Raw genomic sequence first — 14,831 nt, forward strand, 5'->3', positions numbered from 1 at the left:
GGTGCTTTAAGCGTGCGTCACAATAAGGAGGCCCTCATGTCCATATGGATGATTTTTTGCGCCCTGGCCATCGTTCTAGGGCTTTATTTACTGCAATTTGTGTTTATCTTCACAATGGAATATTGCAGGCCTGCACGCCTAGCTGCTTGGCTTACGATTACGATGCTGCTGCCAATTTTGGGGATTGTGCTTTACTTGCTGCTTGCACGGCCAGTGAATCGCCAAAACAGCCAGACACATAAACGTCTGGCACAAGAGAAGCTACTTCAAGCAGGGGAGCTGACGCACAATGCGCATAGCTTCGCCGATTTGAAGGGCTGCACAAAGCTCTCTGGGCAAGAGCAGCTTTTTCGGCTGTTGACGGCCTCGAAGGGCCACTGTATTACGCTGCGCAACAAAGTTCATGTGCTCCAAAATGGGCAGGATACCTACGAATCGATCCTAGCGGCGATTAGCCGGGCTAAGACCTATATTCATCTTGATTATTATACAATACGGGATGATGGGATCGGACAGCGCTTCAAGCAAGCTTTAATCGAGCGGGCGAAGACGGGGGTAGAGGTTCGCGTGCTGTATGACGGTATCGGCAGCATGAATTTAAGCCAAGCCTATATTCACGAGCTTGTTGCTGCTGGCATTCAGACAAGCTGTTTTTTGCCGCCGCGCCATGCATGGTACGAACGGAGGCTGAACAACCGCAATCACAGTAAAATCGCAGTCGTTGATGGCGTAATCGGCTTCGTTGGAGGTATAAATATAGGCGATGAGTATTTGGGGGGAAATCCGAAGCTTGGATTTTGGCGGGATACCCATGTGCAGTTGGAGGGAGATGCGGTCTATTTTTTGCAGCAGCTGTTCAGGAGCGATTGGGCTTTTGCTGCACATGAGGAGCTGGATGATGAACGTTATATGCCCATGCATCATTGCGAGGGTCATGATCCGGTACTCATTACACCCGGAGGCCCTGATCAAATCGGGGAGCCGATATTGGAGTCAGTCGTAGCTTCGGTAATGGCTGCGAAAGATAGCATATGTTTGTCGACGCCCTATTTTATACCCGATCCGGGTCTGCTGATGGCGCTTCGGGTAGCGGCCCTGAGCGGCGTCGATGTGCGAATCATAATTCCGGGGAAAGGTGACTCTCAGCTTGTGTTGTGGGCTACGCTGTCCTATGTGGAGCCGCTGCTTAAGGCGGGAATTAAGGTGTTTCGCTACCGAAAAGGTTTTATACATGCCAAGGTGCTCATCATCGATCACATGCTGGCAGCAGTGGGAACGGCGAATATGGACATGCGTAGCTTCTACAACAATTATGAGCAAAATGCACTTTTATTTGATCCCGGCTCGATTGCACAGCTGAAAAGGGATTTTCGGCAGGATGAGCATGACAGCGATGAGCTAAGCTTGGCTGATTTTACGAAACGCCCTGCTAAGCAAAAGATGGCGGAAGCCGCAGCACATATGCTGTCTCCATTGTTGTAGCTGTTCCTGTTGATGAATGAAACAGCTGTTGTCTGGGCATATTTTGCAAGTGGGCTAGCAGAACGTAGAAGGAAGGAGGGAAAACGATGGCAGACGAAAATGAACAGCCGACAATTGAAAATCAGAATATAGCAGCGAATGCTGGTGTTGATGCCCAGCACGAAGGGCGTTCTGATTATTTTATGGATATTGACCGTATGGTGAACGAAGGGCTTGGAGGAGGGAATGTAACGCCTCATAATGGCCTTATCGATGAATCAACGACCGATACGATGGAAGAAGAAGGCAGGTAGCAATCAAGCAAAAGGAGGGAACCTAATGGACGCTTCGCGCGCCAAGCAAATTTATGATTCATCACAAACTATTGGCGTACAGCTCGATGGCAAATCCGTCTGGATTGAGCATGTGGATATAGCCAATAACATGGCGACTGTACAAGTGGGCTCCAATCCACTAAATACGGAGACGGTATCAGTGGAGCGGCTGCGGGAAGAGTAACTGCCGCTTCAAGAGGCGCAGACTCCGTTTATGCTGAAAAGCAGGGTGTTTTCTCAGGCCGGCGGCCCATAGAAAACCCTGCTTTTTTTCGTATGCCCGCATGCGGAGCATCTTACCCGCCAAACGACTCGCGAAAGGCTTCGCTTAGCTTTGAACGATCCGTCTCCCATAGCTCGGCGATTTCAGCGGAGACGTTCTCATCCCACCAATCCGCGAGCAGCTTGCGATTGCTTTTATGCTCGTGAATCCACAGCAGATTGACTGCTACCTTCTTGAAATACAAATTTTCCGCCTGATCCAGCTTTTCTTTGGACACCCACAGCTTCAAACGTTTGACCGTACGGTACAGCTCATTGCTGCAGGCACGCCGTATCTTGCGAGCGGTAGGCAGGCTGGAGTCATGCTTCTGGGCAGTAGGCTTCATGGCAGACCCGCTCCTCTCTTTCCTCTATATGTATGCTTCCTCCCGCATGAACGTCACCTGCACGGTTTCGACTGGATGAGCCTTCCTTCGGTGTGGTAGAATAACAAACGAAGCAGTAGTTTAGAGAGGATGTGAGAGGCAAGCGTGATGGATAGCATTTCGGAGATTTTGCATACCCTGCTTTTATGGATTGAGAGCCTTGGCTACTTTGGGATTTTGATCGGTTTGCTGATGGAGGTCATACCAAGCGAGATTGTACTCGGCTTTGGCGGCTATTTGGTGTACAAAGGCGAAATTTCCTACGCGGGCGCCGTCTTGTTTGGAACGCTCGGCGCGGTTGGTCAAAACTGGATTTTGTATGCATTCGGCAGATTCGGCGGACGTCCCCTAGTGGAGAAATACGGAAAATATATTAAAATTAAAAAGAAGCATGTCGACCTAGCCGAAGAATGGTTCAAAAAATATGGCTCCGGCATCGTGTTTACAGCCCGTTTCGTTCCCGTCATGCGTCAGGTTATCTCGATTCCCGCGGGTATGGCGAAGATGAATTTCTGGCTGTTTACTGGACTTACTGCAGCTGCTTCCCTGCCATGGGCGTTATTGTTCGTCCACTTGGGCCGCTCGCTTGGCGAAAATTGGGAAAATATTCACGAGCAGGCAAAGGATTATGTGCTTCCAGCTATTATTCTCGCAGTATTATTAATCATTGTTTATTCGCTTTATAAATTTAGAAAATCACGTAAAAAATCGGCTTAATACAGCCTGATTCACAAGAACTTACGATACATATAACAGGAGAAAGAGGGTAAATCATTATGAGCAAAAGCGTAGCAGAGAAATTGAATAAAGGCATTAGCCCGCAGCAATTCATCGACGGCATGGAGAAAAATAAAGAGGCTTTTCAAGACTGGTACAACCAGTTCGCATGGACGGATGAAAGCGACCGTGAATTTTTCGAATCGCTGAACAACCGCGACGATTTGCGCTGCTTGATTTTGATGGCGGAATGGTGCGGCGATGTCATTCGCAATATTCCGGTTGTATTCCGTGCGCTCGAAAATAGCGGCGTCCCAACAGAGGTGCTCATTATGGAGGAGCATCTCGATACGATGGAGCAGTTTTTGACAATGGGCGGCCGCGCGGTGCCGATCGTTATTATTGCAGATACAGGCGGCCATGTGCTCGGACAATGGGGACCACGTCCTAAGCATGTTCAAGAAGCGATGACAGCATTCAAGCTGGAAAATCCAGACCGTGAAGCAGCGGATTATCAAGAGAAGCTTGGACTTGTTCGCCAAGAAATGGGCCGCCGTTACGGCGAAGGCACAGGCTATCATTCGGTTATTGTGAAAGAGCTGCGCGACCTGCTGGAGTCGTTCTAAACAAAAGAATAGGAGCGCTGATCATGAGTGAAATGCGAGTTGAGTCATTTGCGCTGGGACCTCTCCAGACGAATTGTTACCTGCTCACGGTAAAGGATGAGGAAACAGGCAAGGAACGGGGCCTCATCATTGACCCGGGCATGAACCCAAAGGGTTTACTGAAGCGGATTGCCGATACGCATATTGAGGCGATTTTGCTCACGCATGCCCATTTCGATCATATGGGCGGTGTGGACGAGGTTCGCAAAGCGGCAGGCTGTCCGGTTTATATTCACGATCTGGAGGCCGACTGGCTGAAGGATGCTGGGAAAAATGGTTCGATGCGCTGGCAGGAGGTAACGCCGCCGCTGACGACCGATCCAGCAGAGTATGCATTGGATGAAGGGATGACGCTTACGCTGCTGGGCGAGAAATTTCGCGTTATGCATACGCCGGGGCATTCCCCAGGCAGTGTTAGCTTTCTGCACGGCAACGATCTTTTTTCCGGGGACGTGCTGTTCAGGCTTTCCGTTGGACGTACGGATTTGCCGGGCAGCCGCGAGCGGGATTTATACGATTCCATTCAGGGCAAGCTTTACAAGCTGCCTGATGAGGTTAAAGTATATCCGGGGCATGGCCCGCGGACGACGATTGGCTTTGAGAAGGCGAATAATCCATTTACGCGATAATCGCTTAGGCATTTTACAAGAGAATGGCAATATGACCGTCAGCCAGTGTGGCATTTGCCGCCTGCGGCTGGCGGTTTTTTGTGCTGATTTTGGATGCTGTGCACATTTAAAATGTATAGGCGGTCCAATGATTTTGAACACTTGCCCAACATAATGGTAAAATAGGGAGAAGCCCACCTGCGGCAAAACAAGCAGGCTATGAAAATGCAAAAGGACGGTGCGTACCGCTTGGCAAATACGAGGACGAATTTAACGAGTGAAGCGCTCGATGGACCAACTGGCAAGGTGGAACGGACAGCGGAGCAAATAGGTGCGGAAAATGAACGGATTATTAAAGGCGTAGCCGCCCAGCTATCTATTCCGGTTACTAAAGTGAAAGCGGCTGTCGCCTTGCTGGATGAAGGCAATACAATTCCATTTATCTCCAGATATCGCAAGGAAATGACGGGCGAGCTGGATGAAACCGAGCTTAGAGCGATTGAGGAAAAACTGCAATATATGCGTAATTTGGAAGAGCGCAAGCGTGAGGTCATTCGGCTTATCGACGAGCAGGGCAAACTGACCGAGGAATTGAGTTCAGCCATCAATGCGTCCGTAAAGCTGCAGGAAATCGAAGATTTATACCGGCCGTATCGCCAGAAGCGCAAAACGCGGGCGAGCGTGGCGAAGGAACGTGGATTAGAGCCGCTTGCCCAGTGGCTTTGGTCGCAGCCGCGTCTAGGGGAGCCGCTCGCCGAGGCAGCTAGATATATCGATGAGGCCAAAGGTGTTTCGGGCGCTCAGGAAGCGCTGCAAGGGGCAATGGATATTTTGGCTGAAAATATAGCGGATGATGCGTCGATTCGCTCCTGGGTGCGAAAGCATACGTTTGATCATTCGCTTATTCGTACCGAAGCGCGTGATGCGAAAGCAGAATCTGTATACGAAATGTACTACAGCTACAATGAACCGCTGCGCAAGCTGCCTCCTCATCGCGTGCTGGCGATTAATCGCGGCGAGCGCGAGGACGTGCTGAAGGTAGCATTCGAGTTGTCCACAGAGCGGATTCATGAGCATGTTGGTCGTAAAATTTTACGGAATCATACAGCTGAAGCGGTGCGAAGCGTGCTCATTGCCGTCATTGAGGATTCGTATAAACGCTTGATAGCGCCATCTATTGAGCGCGAGGTTCGCGGTGAGCTGACGGATAAAGCGGAAGAGCATGCGATATCGATTTTTTCTGAAAATCTGCGCAATCTGCTGCTTCAGCCGCCCGTTCGCGGCAACGTCGTGCTTGGCGTCGATCCCGCCTTCCGCACAGGCTGTAAGCTGGCGGTCATAGACGATACAGGCAAGCTGCTGGAGGTGGCCGTATCCTATCCGACTGCCCCGCATCATAAAGTAGTGGAAGCCGAACGACTAATTAATGGCCTGATTGATAAATATAAAGTAGAGCTGATTGTCATTGGCAATGGGACGGCTTCAAGGGAAACGGAGCAATTTATTGCGAACCTGATTAAAGCACGCCAAGCTGCGCCTGGTCTCGAGCTGAAATATATTATTGTCAGCGAGGCAGGGGCGAGCGTGTATTCGGCTTCCAAGCTGGCAGCCGAGGAATTCCCTTCGCTTGACGTTGCCGAGCGCAGCGCCGTGTCCATTGCACGCAGGCTGCAGGACCCGCTGGCCGAGCTGGTCAAGATTGAGCCAAAGGCAATCGGCGTCGGCCAATATCAGCATGACGTCAGCCAGAAGCGCCTGGATGAAAGCTTGGGCGCTGTCGTGGAATCGGCGGTTAACCATGTTGGTGTAGACGTTAATACGGCTTCAGCGTCACTGCTGTCCTATGTGGCGGGCATTAATGCCACGACAGCCCGCAACATCGTCAAATACCGCGAGGAAAATGGCCGTTTCGTGAAGCGGGCGCAGCTGCAAAAGGTGCCGCGTCTTGGCGCGAAAGCATACGAGCAGTGCATCGGCTTCCTGCGCATTCCTGAAGCGGCCAATCCGCTAGATGCGACACCAATTCACACCGAGTCGTATGCGGTCGTGGACAAGCTTTTTGCCCATCTGGGCGTTAAGCTGAACCAGCTTGGCTCGGAAGAGCTGAAACAGAAGCTGACAGAGCTTGATGTGGCTTCCGTTGCTTCTGAGCTTGGTGTGGGCGTTCCGACGCTGCGCGACATTGTGGACAGCCTCCTGCGTCCTGGACGCGATCCGCGGGAGGAGCTTCCCGCTCCTATTTTTCATACCGAGGTATTGAATCTGGAGGATTTGACTGCGGGCATGGAGCTGCAGGGCACGGTTCGCAACGTCATTGATTTCGGCGCTTTTATCGATATTGGGCTTAAAAATGACGGGCTCGTTCATATTTCCCAATTAAGCGATAAATTCGTGAAGCATCCGATGGACGTTGTTTCTGTAGGGGATACCGTTACCGTCTGGGTACTGACCGTAGATGTGAAAAAAGGGCGCGTTGGCCTTACGATGCGCAAGCCAGGTTAATAACAGCTTGAAAGACGGACTTGCCGATTGCCGGCAAGTCCGTCATACTTAACAGGGAATATAATGAATGGACCTGTTAAGTGACAGAGAGGATGACAATCTATGCAAGCCGAGAAATGCAGCACTTTTCCCCATCATAAATGGTTTGGCATAGCGCTTCAGGCGCTCGTCGTACTTGCTCATAAGGATCAGCCCTGCACAAGCGCAGAAATTTCAAAACGGCTCCAGGTCGAGCCAACGCTGCTGCGCCGCGTGATGGCGGAGCTTGCCCGCGAGGGGCTTTTGGAAACGAAGGAAGGCAAGGATGGAGGCTACAAGCTAAGCCGCTCAGCAGACGCAATTACGCTTGCAGATGTGTATTTGGCACTTCAACTAGGCGAGCCTTTATGCAAAGGGCTGGAGCAGACGACTGGAGAGCATGAATTTGGACAGGAAATGCGCCAGGCATTTGGTGAAATTTCTGAGGGAGTAAAAAATAGCGCGCTCGAAATGCTTGGTCAAGGGACAATTGAACAGCTGACGAGACGGGTTTGTGATCTTAAAAAGGCAACAGATAACCAACTATAAAATAGTTAGAAATATACGATTGACAAGTGAGCAGATGGAGTACTATACTATTGCTTGTGTAGGAGATGTTTTTTTGAAATCAACTGTGTTATATTACGCACAGTAAGAATTGCATTTATATAAACGATATTTGGAGGGAATTATCATGACTGTACAAACACAGCTGGATCAATCTTTTTATCAAGTATTAAGCGATCGCCGCTCGGTGCGCCACTATGACAATACTGCAAAAATGACAGAAGCGGAAATTACAGAGATTTTGGAAATTGCCGCAAAAGCGCCGTCATCGTCGAACATGCAGCCTTGGCGTTTTCTAGTTGTAACGGACCAGGAGCTTAAACAGCAATTGCTGCCTATCTCGAACAACCAGCAGCAGGTGGTGGATGCAGCAGCTGTTATCGTCGTGTTGGGCGACCTGGAAATGTATAAAAATGCTGAAAAGATTTACGGTTCAATGGCGGAAGCGGGCCTTATGACCAAAGAGATGAGCGAATCATTCGCTGCCAACTCGCAAAAGCTGTACACATCCATTCCAAAGGAACGTCTGCATGAAGTGACTGTATTTGATGCAGGCCTCGTATCGATGCAAATTATGCAAGTAGCAAAAGCCAAAGGCTATGACACCGTACCTATGGGCGGCTACGATCGCGATAAAGTAAGAGCGCTGCTGAACATTCCAGAGCGTTATGCTTTGAACATTTTGCTGCCAATCGGCAAAGCTTCCCAAACCGGACATCCGAGTACGCGTCTGCCGATCAACGACATTGCATTTTTCAACAAAATGTAATTCATAATCCTAAACGAAGAAGCCTCTGGCGGCCACTGCAATTAGTGGGAGCCGGAGGCTTCATTTTGCTATGACGCTCAATGGCGAATCGTCAATTCGTTGTTATTGTCCGTTTCCTTGGTGCTTTGCTTGCTGCGATAAAAATACCAGCATTCATTAAGCAGCTTAATTTGCCTGCGATCTTTCTTATGAAACGCACGCATCATTTGATTGCACAGCCACTGCGGCATTGTGGATCGCCCTCCTCCCGGTCATCCCTGATGTATTACTACCATATGGGGAAGGGCGAATGTCCGTGCAGGTCCTATTTAGCCGATTTCATCTTCGTACCATTGCTCGAGCTGAGCTTGCAGCGCACGAATTTCCGTGAGCAGCGCAATAAGCGGGTAAGCAGACTCTTTAACAGCCGCAAATTCGCGTTCCAGCTCGTTAATGTAGTCTAAGCCCGAAGCAATGCGAATCGAGCTGTCATGGAGCTCTACGCGGTCACATTCAGCAATCGCATATGGCAGCGCAGGCACCTGCTCAGCAGTAAGCTTGTCCAGCTCCTTGTGCAGGCGCAGGTTAAGGGCGCTTAATTGATAGGCATGCGTATCAGGCATTTCTACAAAGAAGACCTGATCATTGTTTTTCATTAGTACAAAACGCATCGTTGGCATAAGATGATTCGATTCTCCCCTCAAAACATTCGCTGCATCATGCAGCCGTTTATTGCTGCTGTGCCTTAAAAGTGCATCACTACTTGACAGTGTAGCGTATGGGCTGCAAAAATGCCAGAAAAACGAGTCGGAATTTGCTGCACTTTTTTGGCCCTCTTTACGGTTGTTATTTTATTTGGCAAACTAGAATGCAAGAGAACAAATGAACAGGGGAGATTCAAGATTTATGGTGCAGACGATGAAAGACGAGGAGCTCCAGCAATGGGTGGAGCGGGTGTCCTTGGAAAGCTTTGGACGGCCATTCAAACATCTGGCAACATTTAACGGCCGTTTGAAGGCAACAGGCGGACGATATTTTATGAAGTCGCATAATATTGAAATTAGCCCTTATCAACTTTCGACGTTCGGAGTGGACGAAACAGAAAAAATAATTAAGCATGAGCTGTGCCACTATCATCTACATATATTGAAAAGAGGCTATCGGCACCGCGATGAAGATTTTAAGCGGCTGCTTGCTCAGGTGGGCGGTTCAAGGTACTGCCAATCGCTGCCGGAGCGCCGTGTTGAGCCATTTCGGTACAAGCTTGTATGCAAGGAATGCGGGATGGAATACATGCGAAAAAGGCGGATAAACCCTGCTAAATATGCGTGCGGAAAATGCCGTGGAAAATTATTTTTAAAAACGCTTGACTTAAATTTAGATACATGATAAATTATTACTTGTCGCCGCGGTTCACAGGCAACACTGAGAAAAAACAAAATATTCCCTGATAGCTCAGTTGGTAGAGCACTCGACTGTTAATCGAGTTGTCACAGGTTCGAGTCCTGTTCGGGGAGCCACACATGGAGAGGTACCCAAGAGGCCGAAGGGGGCGCTTTGCTAAAGCGTTAGGGTGTAACAGCCGCAAGGGTTCGAATCCCTTCCTCTCCGCCATATTTTTTCTCAAAAGTGATTGTAACGGAAGGCCGTTCAACATGCCGGTCTTTTTTTTACGCCTAATATCACTGTGTGCGACATTTAAGGCCCGTTGGTCAAGTGGTTAAGACACCTCCCTTTCACGGAGGTAACAGGGGTTCGAGTCCCCTACGGGTCACCATTTATTTTTTGTTAGTGCGAGTCATTAGCTCAGCTGGTAGAGCACCTGACTTTTAATCAGGGTGTCGTAGGTTCGAATCCTACATGACTCACCATTTTTTTCTTGTAAGACTTCCCTAAATGTGCGGTAGTGGTGGAACGGCAGACACGCTATCTTGAGGGGGTAGTGTCCAATGGACGTGCAGGTTCAAATCCTGTCTACCGCACCATAACTTAAAAATTCCAGAAGCCTTGATGTTCAAGGCTTCTTTTTATTTTAACTAACATATTTTTCTAGATGCCTAAGGGAGTGTTGTTTTGAAAAAACAATGGAAAATTAGATTATGGATTTGGTTCGCATTAGCTATTGTTTTCCTATTGCCTCTAATCATTCTTATGCCTAAACAACAAATATTCATAAGTGTTATTGGTTTGTTTCTCTTTTTTATCCTAATTGTAGAGCTCCTAATCTTAGTGACTATAGGCTTAATGAATATTTTAGGAATCAATAAAAAGACAGAGACAAAGGCAACTGGGTTCAAAGGTCAGCATATCCACGGCTTGCCACTGCACAAAGGAGCAGATATTGAGTTGTTTTTTTATGATCAACTTATTTTTTGGAATTCCAAAGGTTTTCAAATGAACGTAGATTTCAAACAAATTCAGGGAACTTCAACGATTACAGAGCAAGAATTTAGTAAAGAGCGAGTAAAAAGTTGGGTGTTTATGTTTCATGAAAAAGGCTACTTATTTATCAACTACTTTAATGAGTCAAATGAGTATGATTCTATTGTTATTTTTATGGAACAAATGCATGATGCAAAATCAGTTGCCTTGCAATTGGAACAGGCCGCAGGTCGAAATAAAATTGTTGTAGGGGGTAACTTAAAACGAAAATAATGAAGCTTTTTCCGTTAGGGGAAAATAGCTTTTTTATTTTACAGTTTTTTAGGGGATGTGTAAGCAAGCTGGAATCGGTCTGCTGCACCTTGCTTCGTGCATATTCGAGAGCAATTTCATCTGACGGGGGCAGGGGAACCGCAACCTGTGATTGTTGCTGAGGCCAGGAAACGAGGGACACTCACTCCTTTGTTTGGAGGACTGAGATTCAGCTATTCTGGCTTTTAAATCGATTTCATGCCGTAAGCGGACAGGAAATCCGTTATCGCTCTCATTATCCCGTCAAAAAGGCTATTTGCTGCGCATTAGCGGCCCCTGAGTCCGCGACTAAGTCTTAACCCATGATTTTGTTAAAATAGCGGCTGCTGTGTCCGCCAAGTTTATCTTTATGCAGGGGTCTCATTCATATTAAAATCAGATGGCTGTTCAATCGCAGGCAAGATCAATTTAGTAAAAGGAAATAACGGCGATGAGCCCGCTGCAATTCCAAAAGCAATTAAGGCTGCAAAAGGCGCGCTCTATTCTACTTTCGTGAACAGCTGCACTTTCAGATGCGGGTTTTCAAATGTCCTCTCGAGGCGATTGAGAACTGTACTGAGGAATTAAAATATTTTTCTGGTTGTTATTCTATCGAAAAGGTTACCTACATAAGTGAAGGTACAAGATATTTCAATGAGATGTGCCTACCCTTACTTCATGGAGTGATCGAAATGAAAAAAGTATTATACATTCCGCTTGACGACCGTCCAGCGAATTTGGACGATATTATTTTGCAAGGCAAAGCCGCGGGCATTCAAGTGATTGTGCCGCCAGCAGGAGATATTCGCAACCGACTCGATTCCCACATGACGACAGACGAAACGCTTGTGACCGGTACCTCTGGCCCGACGTTCGGCGAGCCGGAGCCTATTCGCCGTTTTATTTTTCATCATGCTTCCAGGGTGGATGGTTTTATTATCTCTCTGGATATGCTTGTGTACGGCGGACTTATTGGGAGCAGGCGCTTGCGCGCTACTGCTGAAGGTACGTATCCTGCATATGACACGCAGACGACTGAGCTGCTTGATGTTATACGAGAGGTCAAGCAGGCTTATCCGTATAAGCCTATTTATGTGCTCGATACGATTATGCGGCTTGCTTCTACCGTCTTCGTAGATGGTCTGGCAATGCCAGCCTATACCGAGACGCGTACGCTCATGCAGAAGCCGCGCAAGCCGGAGACGGAGCTGCTGGCTATTTTGAATGGCTACGATATTCAGCCGGATGGTACGAACTTCCCTGATACCGTTTATGTGGATAAGGAGCAATATTATAATGCGAAGCGCCATAAATTGACGATGACGTATTACATGCTGGATCAGCTTGCACGGCAGGGCTATATTGATTTTGTTGCCATTGGCGTTGACGATGCCTATATTGACGGGATTCAGGCGAATGAGATCGCTTTTGTGGAAAATTGGATTAATGAGTGGCTAGGCGGCACGGATGGACAAAACCCGGAGCGGGCTATTATTTTGCCGGATGCCGATGGGTTAGGACATTCTTTGCTGGCTCGTATGGCGAAAAAACTATATTGTGTGAACGGCAAGCCGCGTTTTGCAATCCGATATTTTGGCCCGGATGGCCGGGCGATTGTTAATCCCTATGAGTATATGGATGTTCATCAAAACCTGCTGCGCCATATCGATATTGTGGGCGGGGAAGCGGTGAACGGTGGCGAGAGTGATATGGAAATTATCGCGATTACGGCGGTTGACCAAGCGGTAAATGCGGTGAGCCGTGAAGCTGAAAACGCGGCGAATATGCAGCCGACGATTGTAATTGATTTTACAGGCGGCGGGGCGGCAAATGAAGCCGTTACGTCGGCGCTGCTAGGCAGCAAGTACACGGGCAGCCTGCTTGGCTATAGCGGCTGGAATACGGCCGGCAATAAAATCGGCATGGCACTTGGCATGGCACAGTCGCGCTATGCCTGCTTGACGATGGAGACGCATGCGGCTGTGCTCGATACGGCTATGGATGCACACGGCTCGCTGCTGTTCAAGCGCTTTCTGAAAGACTATTATTATAAGGTTGTTACAATCGCTGAAATACGCACGGAGTCTCGCGGACGCTCGCCATATACCAATGTAACTGCGGATCAAAATATGCGGCTGTTCAATTCAGCCAGCGACTATGAGCTGTTGACTGCACTTTTGCAGGGCCGTATGCAGACGAATACAGCGACGCTCGCCCAACAAAAGGCCTTTGGCATTAGCTCAGCAGCTCCGGCCTGCGCGATCCGTCAAATTCGTGACGGAAGATGGTCGCTAGCGCCATATACCCGTGTCGTTTTGAAGCGGGATAATCCTAAATTCATTTGGGACCGCGCTTTTGAAATTACGGTGGAGCCAGTTGTGTCCTTGCGAAGAATGCAGGCCTATTGCTAATTTAATCTGCATGTAAAAGAAGCCTTGATGGTATCTGCTCCTTGTCATAAGGGGCGGAAACATCAAGGCTTTTAATTTGTTTGGTGCATGAAAGAATGGGCTGCTTAAATTCGTTTTGATAGTTAATATTCATGATACAACGGGCTGGGTTGGGCGGGGAGCGGGCTTGCGTCTACTCGGCGGCTCCCGTTTCCGGCTCGACTGGAGCTGGAGTCGGAGCTGGATGCACAGCTATATACTCCAGCACATTATAGGTCAAAACCGCTGCTTCGGCGCGGGAAATTTCCTCCTTTGGATTAAGCTTACCGTCCGCATTAAGATCCGCAATTTTCAACACAAGTGCCCGTTGAACAGCTCCTTGATATTGTACGTCCAGATCGGTTTCATCGGCGAATTCCAAAGGCTTAATGTTGATGAGCGGCAGGTTGTTCGTAACTTCGGCAGCCTTCATCAAATATTGGATGAATTCCTCTTTGGTCCATGGCTTGGCGGGGTCGAGATCGGCGGGCAGCTCAAGCCCATTATTCGCCGCAATGATTAAAGCGTCTGCATACCAGGCATCATTGCTAGCCTTAGCGAAGTAGTCAGTCGCTAGCGGCGCTTTGAAAAATCTAATGTTATCGATGTTCAAATTCAGTGCATTCACAATCAATTGAATGCCTTGGGCTGCTGTAATGGCAGCATCTGGTTTAAACTCGTCAGCACTCACGCCTTTAACAACTCCCCTCTCCTGTAGTGAAGCAATTTTATCTTTAACAGAAGACTGATTAACATCATTGAAAGGAGTAGAAGCCGCGAAGCTTTGGCTGGCAAAAGATATCGCCAGCAGAGCAGTAGCGGATAACATCACAAATTTATGTTTGATTCTCATTGTATATCACCTCTATGTGAAATTTTGCATGCTGCTTACATCGTATCAGACGAGACATGACCAGAAAGGTTGCAAAAAAATTTGGGCTATAAAAACGAATCAGCTGTACACCTATAAATTGCCTGATATTTTTTGTTAAATGAGTTTTGTCATTCAGACGAATAAATATTTGCTGTTGACAGCATAGGATTATTTGCTATAAGATGGGAAACAATTGACAAGGATTAAATGCAATATTAACAGATGTTGTTGACTCCATTTTAACTTAATCCATTTAACATAATCAATCAAAGGAAAGGAAGTGCACGGCGCATGTTAACCATTTTATTATTCAATCATGATAGCAAGCTTGAACAACCGTGGGGCTCGGAACAGAGCAGCCATCTTTTTGTGCAGGCCGATAATGCTTACAGCCCGTGCAGCAGCCTTTCTCCTATATGCTTTCGACGCCAACCGGAAGGGAACCAGGTATTCGCCTGAGCCCCTGGATGGGTAGGCTATTGAAGGGGAGATGAAGGACTACTGCCGCTGAGCAGTAGTCCTTTTTTTATTTGTTTTAGGAATATTTCAGATGGAGAAAATCATTCATTAACGAAAAATGATTCGAT

16 protein-coding genes, 5 tRNA genes and 1 pseudogene are annotated in these 14,831 nt (G+C 48.0%); 18 read left to right on the top strand and 4 right to left on the bottom strand.

Annotated elements, in window-relative coordinates:
* Positions 1 to 36: 36 nt before the first annotated feature.
* From cls to ABEW34_RS15535, 3 genes are all read left to right on the top strand, one after another.
* Positions 37 to 1,482, top strand: coding sequence for a cardiolipin synthase (gene cls, locus ABEW34_RS15525; protein ID WP_430160104.1), 1,446 nt, complete (start codon positions 37 to 39; stop codon positions 1,480 to 1,482).
* 86 nt (positions 1,483 to 1,568) lie between these two features.
* Complete coding sequence (locus ABEW34_RS15530) at positions 1,569 to 1,775, top strand: hypothetical protein (protein WP_430160105.1); 207 nt, start codon at positions 1,569 to 1,571, stop codon at positions 1,773 to 1,775.
* A 25-nt stretch (positions 1,776 to 1,800) separates the two neighbouring features.
* The gene (locus ABEW34_RS15535; protein ID WP_430160106.1) at positions 1,801 to 1,980 is read left to right on the top strand and encodes an H-type small acid-soluble spore protein; all 180 of its coding nucleotides are present in this window, start codon (positions 1,801 to 1,803) and stop codon (positions 1,978 to 1,980) included.
* Between the two features lie 112 nt (positions 1,981 to 2,092).
* Here the strand turns inward: ABEW34_RS15535 and ABEW34_RS15540 are convergent, their stop codons facing one another.
* A complete protein-coding gene (locus ABEW34_RS15540; RefSeq protein WP_430160107.1) occupies positions 2,093 to 2,404 on the bottom strand; it encodes a dehydrogenase in 312 nt (103 codons plus the stop codon).
* A gap of 147 nt (positions 2,405 to 2,551) precedes the next feature.
* On the opposite strand from ABEW34_RS15540, the gene ABEW34_RS15545 reads away from it, so the two are divergent.
* The 6 genes from ABEW34_RS15545 (at position 2,552) to ABEW34_RS15570 (ending at position 8,289) form a co-directional block, all read left to right on the top strand.
* Entirely contained in the window at positions 2,552 to 3,160 is a 609-nt protein-coding gene (locus tag ABEW34_RS15545; protein WP_430160108.1) for a DedA family protein, read from the top strand.
* Between the two features lie 59 nt (positions 3,161 to 3,219).
* A complete protein-coding gene (locus tag ABEW34_RS15550) occupies positions 3,220 to 3,786 on the top strand; it encodes a thioredoxin family protein (protein ID WP_430160109.1) in 567 nt (188 codons plus the stop codon).
* Positions 3,787 to 3,818: 32 nt separating this feature from the next.
* Positions 3,819 to 4,454, top strand: a complete 636-nt coding sequence (locus ABEW34_RS15555; protein WP_430160218.1) for an MBL fold metallo-hydrolase — start codon at positions 3,819 to 3,821, stop codon at positions 4,452 to 4,454.
* Between the two features lie 204 nt (positions 4,455 to 4,658).
* Positions 4,659 to 6,935 (top strand): Tex family protein, encoded by a 2,277-nt coding sequence (locus ABEW34_RS15560; protein ID WP_430160110.1) that lies wholly within the window; start codon positions 4,659 to 4,661, stop codon positions 6,933 to 6,935.
* Between the two features lie 102 nt (positions 6,936 to 7,037).
* On the top strand, positions 7,038 to 7,502 hold the full coding sequence (locus tag ABEW34_RS15565; protein ID WP_430160111.1) for an RrF2 family transcriptional regulator: 465 nt from the start codon (positions 7,038 to 7,040) through the stop codon (positions 7,500 to 7,502).
* A gap of 145 nt (positions 7,503 to 7,647) precedes the next feature.
* A complete protein-coding gene (locus tag ABEW34_RS15570) occupies positions 7,648 to 8,289 on the top strand; it encodes a nitroreductase family protein (RefSeq protein ID WP_430160112.1) in 642 nt (213 codons plus the stop codon).
* A gap of 77 nt (positions 8,290 to 8,366) precedes the next feature.
* Here the strand turns inward: ABEW34_RS15570 and cmpA are convergent, their stop codons facing one another.
* Positions 8,367 to 8,519: a cortex morphogenetic protein CmpA gene (gene cmpA, locus ABEW34_RS15575; protein WP_430160113.1), complete on the bottom strand. Its 153-nt coding sequence runs from the start codon at positions 8,517 to 8,519 to the stop codon at positions 8,367 to 8,369.
* A gap of 78 nt (positions 8,520 to 8,597) precedes the next feature.
* Positions 8,598 to 8,948 carry a hypothetical protein gene (locus ABEW34_RS15580; RefSeq protein ID WP_056034079.1) on the bottom strand — a complete coding sequence of 117 codons (351 nt, stop codon included), beginning with the start codon at positions 8,946 to 8,948 and terminating at the stop codon, positions 8,598 to 8,600.
* 226 nt (positions 8,949 to 9,174) lie between these two features.
* Between ABEW34_RS15580 and ABEW34_RS15585 the strand changes: the two genes are divergently transcribed.
* The 9 genes and pseudogenes from ABEW34_RS15585 to ABEW34_RS15625 all read left to right on the top strand — a co-directional run bounded on the left by ABEW34_RS15585 (position 9,175) and on the right by ABEW34_RS15625 (position 13,352).
* Positions 9,175 to 9,657 (top strand): SprT family protein, encoded by a 483-nt coding sequence (locus tag ABEW34_RS15585; RefSeq protein ID WP_430160114.1) that lies wholly within the window; start codon positions 9,175 to 9,177, stop codon positions 9,655 to 9,657.
* Positions 9,658 to 9,712: 55 nt separating this feature from the next.
* Positions 9,713 to 9,788 (top strand) — tRNA-Asn (locus ABEW34_RS15590).
* Between the two features lie 5 nt (positions 9,789 to 9,793).
* Positions 9,794 to 9,882: transfer RNA gene (locus tag ABEW34_RS15595), tRNA-Ser, on the top strand.
* 88 nt (positions 9,883 to 9,970) lie between these two features.
* Positions 9,971 to 10,045: transfer RNA gene (locus ABEW34_RS15600), tRNA-Glu, on the top strand.
* Positions 10,046 to 10,063: 18 nt separating this feature from the next.
* Positions 10,064 to 10,139 (top strand) — tRNA-Lys (locus ABEW34_RS15605).
* Between the two features lie 29 nt (positions 10,140 to 10,168).
* Positions 10,169 to 10,253: transfer RNA gene (locus ABEW34_RS15610), tRNA-Leu, on the top strand.
* Between the two features lie 88 nt (positions 10,254 to 10,341).
* On the top strand, positions 10,342 to 10,923 hold the full coding sequence (locus tag ABEW34_RS15615) for a hypothetical protein (RefSeq protein WP_430160115.1): 582 nt from the start codon (positions 10,342 to 10,344) through the stop codon (positions 10,921 to 10,923).
* Between the two features lie 454 nt (positions 10,924 to 11,377).
* Positions 11,378 to 11,455 (top strand): annotated as a pseudogene (locus ABEW34_RS15620) (helix-turn-helix domain-containing protein); the annotation flags it as partial.
* 178 nt (positions 11,456 to 11,633) lie between these two features.
* A complete protein-coding gene (locus ABEW34_RS15625) occupies positions 11,634 to 13,352 on the top strand; it encodes a DUF4127 family protein (protein ID WP_430160116.1) in 1,719 nt (572 codons plus the stop codon).
* A 172-nt stretch (positions 13,353 to 13,524) separates the two neighbouring features.
* Here ABEW34_RS15625 and ABEW34_RS15630 read toward each other — a convergent pair whose 3' ends face one another.
* Positions 13,525 to 14,223 carry an S-layer homology domain-containing protein gene (locus ABEW34_RS15630; RefSeq protein ID WP_430160117.1) on the bottom strand — a complete coding sequence of 233 codons (699 nt, stop codon included), beginning with the start codon at positions 14,221 to 14,223 and terminating at the stop codon, positions 13,525 to 13,527.
* Positions 14,224 to 14,831 lie beyond the last annotated feature (608 nt).

The organism is Paenibacillus algorifonticola (assembly GCF_050481745.1).
GTDB classification, from domain to species: Bacteria; Bacillota; Bacilli; order Paenibacillales; family Paenibacillaceae; genus Pristimantibacillus; species Pristimantibacillus algorifonticola_A.

Excerpts from the sequence above, each read along its gene's own strand:
- ABEW34_RS15555 (WP_430160218.1), top strand. The coding sequence starts at position 3,819 with ATGCGAGTTGAGTCATTTGCGCTGGGACCTCTCCAGACGAATTGTTAC.
- ABEW34_RS15530 (WP_430160105.1), top strand. The coding sequence starts at position 1,569 with ATGGCAGACGAAAATGAACAGCCGACAATTGAAAATCAGAATATAGCA.
- ABEW34_RS15585 (WP_430160114.1), top strand. The coding sequence starts at position 9,175 with ATGGTGCAGACGATGAAAGACGAGGAGCTCCAGCAATGGGTGGAGCGG.
- ABEW34_RS15560 (WP_430160110.1), top strand. The coding sequence starts at position 4,659 with ATGCAAAAGGACGGTGCGTACCGCTTGGCAAATACGAGGACGAATTTA.
- ABEW34_RS15630 (WP_430160117.1), bottom strand. The coding sequence starts at position 14,223 with ATGAGAATCAAACATAAATTTGTGATGTTATCCGCTACTGCTCTGCTG.
- ABEW34_RS15535 (WP_430160106.1), top strand. The coding sequence starts at position 1,801 with ATGGACGCTTCGCGCGCCAAGCAAATTTATGATTCATCACAAACTATT.
- ABEW34_RS15570 (WP_430160112.1), top strand. The coding sequence starts at position 7,648 with ATGACTGTACAAACACAGCTGGATCAATCTTTTTATCAAGTATTAAGC.
- cmpA (WP_430160113.1), bottom strand. The coding sequence starts at position 8,519 with ATGCCGCAGTGGCTGTGCAATCAAATGATGCGTGCGTTTCATAAGAAA.
- ABEW34_RS15545 (WP_430160108.1), top strand. The coding sequence starts at position 2,552 with ATGGATAGCATTTCGGAGATTTTGCATACCCTGCTTTTATGGATTGAG.
- ABEW34_RS15540 (WP_430160107.1), bottom strand. The coding sequence starts at position 2,404 with ATGAAGCCTACTGCCCAGAAGCATGACTCCAGCCTGCCTACCGCTCGC.
- ABEW34_RS15550 (WP_430160109.1), top strand. The coding sequence starts at position 3,220 with ATGAGCAAAAGCGTAGCAGAGAAATTGAATAAAGGCATTAGCCCGCAG.
- ABEW34_RS15565 (WP_430160111.1), top strand. The coding sequence starts at position 7,038 with ATGCAAGCCGAGAAATGCAGCACTTTTCCCCATCATAAATGGTTTGGC.
- ABEW34_RS15625 (WP_430160116.1), top strand. The coding sequence starts at position 11,634 with ATGAAAAAAGTATTATACATTCCGCTTGACGACCGTCCAGCGAATTTG.
- ABEW34_RS15580 (WP_056034079.1), bottom strand. The coding sequence starts at position 8,948 with ATGCCAACGATGCGTTTTGTACTAATGAAAAACAATGATCAGGTCTTC.
- cls (WP_430160104.1), top strand. The coding sequence starts at position 37 with ATGTCCATATGGATGATTTTTTGCGCCCTGGCCATCGTTCTAGGGCTT.